This is a genomic window from Propioniciclava sp., from assembly GCF_029977985.1.
In the GTDB taxonomy this organism is placed as follows: Bacteria; Actinomycetota; Actinomycetes; order Propionibacteriales; family Propionibacteriaceae; genus Propioniciclava.
The window spans coordinates 1-2,319 of the sequence record NZ_JARKOT010000035.1; the positions used below are offsets into that span (position 1 = coordinate 1).

Genomic DNA, 2,319 nt, shown 5'->3' on the forward strand with positions numbered 1-2,319 from the left:
ACGCCATCGACGCTCTCAACGCCAAGCGCCCCGAACTGGTGACCACCCGCGACGACCTCGTCGCCCGGCGCACCGAGGTGCGCGCCACGATCGCCTCCCTCACGGCTCGGCAGGCCGAGGCCCGGGCGGCGCGCAGCCAGCTCGCCGCCCGGCGCGATGCAGCCGCCCAACTGCCCGACTCCCCGCAGCGCCAGGCCGCGACGGCCCCCCTGGAGGCCGCGCTCGCCCAGGCCGACACCGGCCTCGGTCAGCTGGACGCCGGGCTCACCCGGGCCCGCCAGGGCCTCGCCCACCTGCAGGCGGGCATCAACCAGGTCGTCTCGGGGCTCGCCACCCTCGACACGAACCTCGCCACCGCCCGTGACGGGCTCGCCCGCCTCGACGACGCCCTCGCCGAACTCGCGGACGCCGCCCGCGCCGTCGACGACGCCCACACTCTCGCCGTCATCGCGGTCACCGCCGCCGGCCACGGCGTGGCCCGCGCCGAGCAGCAGGCCTCCTCGGCGACCCTCGTCGCCCCGACCGATGGCATCGTCGTCGCCACCACGCCGACAGGAACGGTGCTGGCCCCCGGCGCCCCGGTCGTCACGATCCGACCGGACGCCGCGGCGTCCGTCACCGCCTGGCTCCCCGCGGACGCCGCCGCCGGACTGTGCCCGGGACAGCCGGTCACCGTCACGGCCGACTGGGCCGCCGCCTTCAGCGCGACCGTCGACCGCCTCGGCGTCACCACCGACTACCCGCCGACCACCCAGGCCACCGACGACGTGCACCTCACCCGCGCCGTTCCCGTCACTTTCACCCTCGATGCCGCCGCGACTCCCCCGCCCGGCGCCCCCGTCGACCTCACCTGGACCCCCTGCGAGAAGGACTGATCATGGCCGAACGCCGCCGCCCTCCCCTCCCCGTCATCGTCGTCGCCCTCCTGCTGTTGGCCGGCGGCCTCGGCTGGTGGTGGTGGTCGACCACCCAGGCCCAGGCCGTCGATCCCAACCGGCTGTCGGGCTCGGTCGAAGCGACCGCGTACACCGTCGCCCCGGCGATCGGCGGCCGCGTCACCGAGGTGCTCGTCGCCGAGGGCGACGTGGTGCACGCCGGCGATCCCGTCGTCCGGCTGGATGCCACCGCCCTCCAACTCACCGTCGACCAGGCGAACGCGGGCGTCGAAGCCGCGAAGGCCCTCGTCAGCCAGAAGGAGGACGACGGCACGGACGCCGAGGTCGCCGAGGCGAAGGCGCGCCAGGCGCAGGCCGAGGCCGCCGTGAGGATCGCCGAGGTTCAGCTCGGCTACGCCACGGTGTCCGCCCCGCACGACGGCACGGTCGTCACGGTCACCACGAACGCCGGCCAGAACGCAGCCCCGGCGCGCACCCTGCTCACGCTCGTCGACACGAGCGACCTCTGGGTCCGCGCCTACGTGCCCGAGCCTCGGCTCGGGGCGGTCACCGTGGGCACGGTCGTGCAGGTCCTGGGCGACGGCGTCGACCCCCGACCCGGCACGATCACCTGGGTCGCCACCCAGGCCGAGTTCACGCCCAACAGCGTCGAAACGGCCGATCAGCGCACCAAGCTCGTCTACCAGATCCGGGTCGCCGTCGACGGAACCGACGGACAGCTCAAGCCCGGCCAGCCCGTCGACGTGGAGCTCCCGTGATGAGCGCCGTCTCCATCCGAGGCCTCTCCCACCGGTTCGGCCAGGTGCAGGCAGTGGACGCCGTCTCGCTCGACGTGCCGCAGGGCGCCGTGTTCGGGCTCCTCGGACCGGACGGCGCCGGCAAGTCGACTCTGTTCCGCATGCTGGCCACCGTCCTGCTCGCAGACGCCGGCGACGCGGAGGTCTTCGGCGCCTCCGTTCGCCACGCTCCCGACGCCGTCACGCCCCGCATCGGCTACATGAGTCAGCAGTTCTGCCTCTACGCAGACCTGACCGTCGCCGAGAACATCGACTTCTTCGCCACGCTCCGCGGGGTGGACGCCCCTACGCGCCGCACGCGCTCGGCCGAACTGCTGGCGTCCATGGGCATGGCCGAGTTCACGCGCCGCGCCGCCGGCCGCCTGTCGGGCGGCATGAAGCAGAAGTTGATGCTCACCACCACGCTCATGCACGCGCCCGATCTGCTCCTGCTCGACGAGCCCACCACGGGCGTCGACCCGGTCTCCCGCCGCGAGTTCTGGACGATCCTCGCCGGCCTGCAGGCGGCCGGCACGACCGTCCTCGTCGCCACCCCCTACATGGACGAGGCCGAGCGCTGCACCCACGTCGCCTTCATGGCCGACGGCCGCATCACCCACACGGGCACCCCCGCCGAGATCAAGGCC

The 2,319-nt window shown here is 74.0% G+C and carries 3 protein-coding genes; all 3 read left to right on the forward strand.

Annotation, left to right across the window (positions count from 1 at the left end; all coding sequences use genetic code 11):
- Nucleotides 1-875 (forward strand): HlyD family secretion protein (locus tag Q1K57_RS02370; RefSeq protein WP_300078598.1); only part of this gene is annotated, 875 nt, incomplete at its 5' end.
- Nucleotides 876-877: 2 nt separating this feature from the next.
- Nucleotides 878-1,654 (forward strand): efflux RND transporter periplasmic adaptor subunit, encoded by a 777-nt coding sequence (locus Q1K57_RS02375; protein WP_300078599.1) that lies wholly within the window; start codon nucleotides 878-880, stop codon nucleotides 1,652-1,654.
- The coding region (locus tag Q1K57_RS02380; RefSeq protein ID WP_300078601.1) for an ATP-binding cassette domain-containing protein at nucleotides 1,654-2,319 on the forward strand (666 nt) is incomplete at its 3' end. The genes Q1K57_RS02375 and Q1K57_RS02380, both read left to right, overlap by 1 nt.

Bases quoted from the DNA above. Each gene is read 5' to 3' on its own strand.
- Q1K57_RS02375 (WP_300078599.1), top strand. From the start codon at position 878: ATGGCCGAACGCCGCCGCCCTCCCCTCCCCGTCATCGTCGTCGCCCTC.